The organism is Pseudomonas edaphica (assembly GCF_005863185.1).
Taxonomy (GTDB): Bacteria; Pseudomonadota; Gammaproteobacteria; order Pseudomonadales; family Pseudomonadaceae; genus Aquipseudomonas; species Aquipseudomonas edaphica.
On sequence record NZ_VBVZ01000551.1, the window covers coordinates 1 to 4,084 of the forward strand.

A 4,084-nucleotide genomic window follows, 5' to 3' on the forward strand; every position below is an offset into this window, starting at 1 on the left:
CCCCAAAACCAGGCGCTGAGTTCTTTCAGAAAGAATTTCAGTGCCCTTGCTGGGGGCTGCTGAGCAGCCCAACGCAGGGCAAGCCTGCTCGCCACAACAAGTGGCGTACCGCAGGCTTTGTTTTAACCGGCAGTTGTGTAGATACCTATGCTGAGATAGCGGTGGTTCAGTCAGCCAATTCGGTGACTGATATACCGCCATCGCAGGCAAGCCAGCTCCCACATTTGGTTTTTGTCAGGTCTTAGTGGTCCATCGCGCCCAAGATCGCATAAGCCAGCTTCACCCGTTCGGCATTCGGGTAATTGCGGTTAGCCAGAATCACCACACCCATGTCCTTGCTCGGTACGTAAGCCACATACGCGCCAAAACCGCCGGTGGAGCCGGTTTTGTTGTACAGCACGTTGGCCGGTTGTGCCTGCGCCGGCGTCAGCCAATTGACCTTGTGCGGCTGCATCGCCATTTCGGTCGAGTTGCCCTCCAGCAAGGCCTGCAGCTTGATCGGGTAGGGGTAGCGCTCCCAGCCCAGGCCCTGGGTCATGCCATTGACGGTGTAGTAACCCGCGTGAGTGGTGGAGATCGCTTGTTGCAGCGGTTTTTCCAGGGTCTCGGGGTGCAGGTTGGCAATCACATAGCGGGCGAGGTCTTGGGTGCTGGTCTTGATGCCGTAGGCTTCGCTGTCCAGGGCGCCGGGGCTGACGCGAATGGGTTTCAGATTTTTGTCATAGCCTTGCGCATATTGAGCGGTTTTGCTCGCCGGCACGCTGACGTGGGTGTTGGTCAGGCCCAGCTTGGGCAGCAAGGTTTTCTCCATGGCAACGTTAAACGGCTGCCCCAGGCTTTGCGCCGCGAGGTAGCCGAACAAGCCGATGCTGGGGTTGGAATACAAACGCTGTTCGCCCGGCGCATACGCGGGTTTCCAGTGCTGGAAATAACCGAGCATGGCACCGGCATTGTCGGCCGCGTCGGGAAACTGCAACGGCAGGCCACCCGGTGTGTAGGTCGCCAGTTGCAGCAGGCTGATGTGATCGAATACGCCACCGGCCAGGGCTGGCAGGTGCTGGCTGGCGGTATCCGAGAGCTGGAGCTTACCGGTAGCCTGGGCGTAGCCGCCGAGGGTGGCGGTAAAGGTTTTGCTGATCGATCCGATTTCAAACAGGGTGTCTTGGTTAACGGCCTGTTTGGTTTCCCTTGATGCAACACCGTAGTTAAAGTATTGAACCTTGCCTTGGTTAACCACCGCGACCGACAGGCCTGGGATCCCTTGTTGCTGCATCAGCGGCGCAACGCTGGCATCGACTACCGTGCGCAGGTCGGTGGCGGCCATGCAGCTACCGGAGCCTATTAACAGGGCGCTGAACAGAATTTTTTGTAAGGTGTGATTCATGCGGGTTCGCTTCCATGTAAAAGATGTGCTGACGATCAAGGCCTGCGCAGGCGGGGCAAATCTAGGTGGATTTTGTTCGGCGGGCAAACGATGATATCTCGCATCAGCCATTAGTTAATTTAGGGTCATGCATGCTGCGCTCCCATTTACCGCTCAATGCGTTGCGCGCATTCGAAGCTTCCGCCCGGCATTTGAGCTTCACCCGAGCGGCCATCGAGCTGTGCGTGACCCAGGCGGCAGTCAGTCATCAGGTCAAAAGCCTGGAGGCGCAGTTGAACGTCACCTTGTTCAAGCGTCTGCCACGCGGCCTGATGCTGACCCGCGAAGGCGAAACACTGCTGCCGGTCGTGCGCGACTCTTTCGACCGGATTGCCCTTACCTTAGGCCAGTTCGAAGGTGGCCATTACCGTGAAGTGCTCACCGTCGGGGCGGTGGGCACCTTCGCCGTCGGCTGGTTGCTGCCGCGCTTGCCGGACTTTCAAAGCCGCTACCCGTTTATCGACCTGCGCCTGTCGACCCACAACAACCGTGTTGACGTCGCCGCCGAGGGCCTCGACTACGCGATCCGCTTCGGCGCTGGCGCCTGGCATGGCACCGACGCCTGCCAGTTGCTTGACGCGCCGTTGACCGTGCTGTGCGTGCCGCAGATTGCCGAGCAATTGCACACGCCGGACGACGTGCTCAAGCACACCTTATTGCGCTCTTACCGCGCCGATGAATGGAACCTGTGGTTCCAGGCCGCCGGGCTGCCGGCCGACACGCCGGTGCCGCGCAGCATCGTGTTCGACTCGTCCCTGGCGATGATGGAGGCCGCGCAGCAGGGCATCGGCGTGGCCTTGGCGCCGGCGATGATGTTCTCACGGCAACTGGAGAGTGATCTGATTCGCCAGCCGTTCAGCGTGGGCATTAGCACCGGCAGTTATTGGCTGACGCGCTTGCAGTCGCGGGCCGAAACCTCGGCCATGGCCGCGTTCAAAGGCTGGTTGAAAGCGCACACCGCCCAGGCTTGAAGTTTTTATTCTTGAAACAAAATGAAACATTTGTGACGGGCCAGCCTCTACCGTACCCCGTACCGAGTGCTTCCATGAAAATTCCGCGCCCCTCTGCCCGCATGCCCCACCTCATCCAACTGCGCAACCTGAAGATGGCGCGCTCGGCCCATGCTTATGTGCGCGGCAGCACGGTGCAGTTTTACGAGTGGCTGCACAGCCAGCCCGGCCGCCGCTTGCCCCATGGCCCCGCGATCTGGATCTGCGGCGATTGCCACGCGGGCAACCTCGGCCCCACGGGTGATACCAAGGGCCGTATCGACATGCATATCCGCGACCTCGACCAAACCGTGATCGGCAACCCGGCCCATGACCTGGTGCGCCTGGCGCTGTCGTTGGCCACCGCCGCACGCGGCTCGGACCTGCCGGGCGTGACCACCGCACGCATGCTGGAAGAAATGATGGTGGGCTACGAACAAGCCTTCAAAGACAAGCCCGATGAAGCGCCGCCGCGTCCTTCCCAAGTCAAGGCCGGCATGCGCAGCGCGGTGGAACGCACCTGGAAAAACCTGGCGCGTGAACGCATTGAAAATGCCCGGCCTACTATTCCGTTGGGCAAGCACTTCTGGTCATTGTCGCGGGCGGAAAAGAGCGCGCTGCAAAGTGTTTGCGCCTCGGATGAAATCCACCAGTTGGTGACCTCGCTCAAAGGCCGGCCCAAAGACGCCAAGGTCCAATTGCTTGATTCGGCCTATTGGGTCAAAGGCTGCAGCTCCCTCGGCTTGCTGCGTTATGCAGCCTTGTTGGGCGTGGGCGACAAGGACGACCAGGAATATTGCCTGATCGACATCAAGGAAGCCGTCGGCGCCGCCGCGCCCCGGGCGGCACGCGCGAAGATGCCACGCGACAATGGCCGGCGTGTGGTGGAAGGCGCCCGCCAGCTGTCACCGGGCCTGGGCGAGCGCATGCTGGCCACACGTTTTCTCGATCACGGTTTCTTCATCCGGGAACTGCTGCCTCAAGACATGAAACTGGAACTCGATGAGCTGAGCGAGATCGACGCCATGCACGCCGCCGGTTACCTGGCCCGCGTGGTCGGCATCGCCCATGCCCGCCAGATGGACCGCGATACGCGCAAGGAGTGGATGGCGGTGTTGCAGGAAAACCGCTCCAAACAGCTGGATGCGCCGTCGTGGTTATGGACCAGCGTGGTGCAGTTGGTGGGCAGCCATGAGCAGGGGTATCTCAACCATTGTCGGCGGTATGCGTTGGAGCACTAGAAGCGGCGCATGAGCGGTGTGGCTAATTTATGGCGTTAAGAAAATTTCGCTATTATTTAGGAAATTTCCTATTTCATTAGTCGTTATTTTGAGAGTGTCAAGCCAGGGTCTATTGCCGTTTGTCGGAAATATTAAATATCAAAAAATGCAAAAATATATTTTATTCTTATATATATCAATAAGTTATATCTCTAATTCTGATTATTTTATAAATTGCCAGAATGTTGGCATATTCAAAGTTCGATGATAGCGTTCCGCCTTCAATTATCGACGGATCGAATATGCATTTGTCCACGCCATGGATTCGGCCATTACTGTGCCTGACAGTGTTGTGCCTCAGCGCTCACAACAGCGCCTTCGCCGCGACCAATCCAGGTGACCAGGACCTGGTTCGCGACCGGCAAAACCGCCTGCTGGAAGAGCAACAGCGG

At 58.8% G+C, this 4,084-nt stretch carries 4 protein-coding genes; 3 read left to right on the top strand and 1 reads right to left on the bottom strand.

The genetic code is table 11. The annotated features are described in order from the left end of the window. Positions 1–245: hypothetical protein (locus tag FEM54_RS34435; protein WP_205894433.1), on the top strand; the 245-nt coding region annotated here is incomplete at its 5' end. Here FEM54_RS34435 and ampC read toward each other — a convergent pair. After that, complete coding sequence (gene ampC, locus FEM54_RS26250) at positions 242–1,384, bottom strand: class C beta-lactamase (RefSeq protein ID WP_138453627.1); 1,143 nt, start codon at positions 1,382–1,384, stop codon at positions 242–244. The two genes, FEM54_RS34435 and ampC, sit on opposite strands and share 4 nt — an antisense overlap. A gap of 131 nt (positions 1,385–1,515) precedes the next feature. Here ampC and FEM54_RS26255 point away from each other — a divergent pair, with 131 nt between their 5' ends. Then, positions 1,516–2,394 carry a LysR family transcriptional regulator gene (locus FEM54_RS26255; RefSeq protein ID WP_138453628.1) on the top strand — a complete coding sequence of 293 codons (879 nt, stop codon included), beginning with the start codon at positions 1,516–1,518 and terminating at the stop codon, positions 2,392–2,394. A 74-nt stretch (positions 2,395–2,468) separates the two neighbouring features. Further along, positions 2,469–3,653, top strand: a complete 1,185-nt coding sequence (locus tag FEM54_RS26260) for a DUF2252 domain-containing protein (RefSeq protein ID WP_026013734.1) — start codon at positions 2,469–2,471, stop codon at positions 3,651–3,653. Positions 3,654–4,084: the final 431 nt, after the last annotated feature.

What these genes read in the sequence shown, in the direction of transcription:
- ampC (WP_138453627.1), bottom strand. Translation starts at nt 1,384, where the DNA reads ATGAATCACACCTTACAAAAAATTCTGTTCAGCGCCCTGTTAATAGGC.
- FEM54_RS26255 (WP_138453628.1), top strand. Translation starts at nt 1,516, where the DNA reads ATGCTGCGCTCCCATTTACCGCTCAATGCGTTGCGCGCATTCGAAGCT.
- FEM54_RS26260 (WP_026013734.1), top strand. Translation starts at nt 2,469, where the DNA reads ATGAAAATTCCGCGCCCCTCTGCCCGCATGCCCCACCTCATCCAACTG.